Below are 1,186 nucleotides of genomic sequence, written 5' to 3'. Positions count from 1 at the left end.
TACCGCGCCATGCCTCTAACGTTTTATCATAGCTGCCGCCTTTTTCTTTCTTAAGCTGGTTAAGCATCTTAACGGCAATACGTGCGTATAGTTTCTGGTCTGCTTTACTGGTTAAATCACCTGTACCGCCATAACCATAAACCGGGTCGTTAGGGTCTGCGTGTAACATCTTGTGCCCTTGTTCGCTAAATCGGTCTAAATATTCCTGTTCTGACTTAGTGAATATTCCGCTATGACGTTTGCGGAAGTCATCAGCAAGGCTAACAGTAATTTGAGCCGGGCCATAAGCTGTACTAGGTGCGCCCTCACTGGCTTTAGTACGAATGAAGCGATTATCTAAGCCGCCTGTTTCAGCATCAGTAATAGATTTATAAAATCTAATTGCATCATCATATTGATTAGGCATAGTTGGGGCTGGCGCTGGTTCCTGTACCTTAGCCGCTTGTGCTCTTTGCTCTGGCTCTGCATTCATTACAGGCAGTGCGGCGGGTTGTTCTGCTGGTGCTTCATTCCCGGTTAGAGCATTGCTAGCGGTAGGGGTTGTAATGGTCTTGATAATCCCGGCAACCTCTTTAGCGCTGGCTGTGTCAAAGTCTACACCACGACTAGCGAGAATATCAGAAACTTGTTTAGCGTTTGCCGGGTCACTGAGCCAGTTAACATACTCATTACCCCGCTTAGTGGTTCCCGCTAATCGGTCTAACAAGCCCTGATTGATAGCGCTTGTAACTCTGCCGCCAACCTCCTGACCTACTAGCCCACCAATAGGGCCACCACCTACGGCGAATCCTGCCGCCCCACCAATGCCGCGCCCCGCTGCCTGAGCTACAAGGTTATTAGTAGTTGGTACGGTTGCACGTTCACGGATAGCCCTGATTGAATCGGCTAAAGCCTGATTAACTGGCGCTGCCCCTGCTGCCTCTGCCTGTGTAGCAGTGCGGTTTAGAGAGTTAATAAACTTAGTGTTACTAAAGTTCTCTCCTGTGCTGGCTGCTCTGAGTGCATCCTCACGGGTAGCAGTACCTAAGCCCTGTTTAAGCGTGTCGCTTAATTGCTGTGCGCCTTGAATATCACCACGGGCTATAGCATCATCTAAAGCGCTCATTACCTGTTGTGTATTAAAGTTAGCATTCTGACCACGTAGAAGAATTTTAGCCGCTGTATCTGGATTCTCTTTATTAGCGAT

At 48.4% G+C, this 1,186-nt stretch carries 1 protein-coding gene; it reads right to left on the bottom strand.

The annotated features are described in order from the left end of the window. Positions 1-1,186, bottom strand: a 1,186-nt coding sequence (locus N1032_RS23425; protein ID WP_259542761.1) for a hypothetical protein, incomplete at both ends; no start/stop codon positions are given.

The organism is Herbiconiux daphne (genome assembly GCF_024979295.1).
Lineage (GTDB): Bacteria > Actinomycetota > Actinomycetes > Actinomycetales > Microbacteriaceae > Herbiconiux > Herbiconiux daphnes.
Note: the sequence above shows the minus strand (reverse complement) of the source record. Positions and strands in the feature narration are given on the sequence as shown.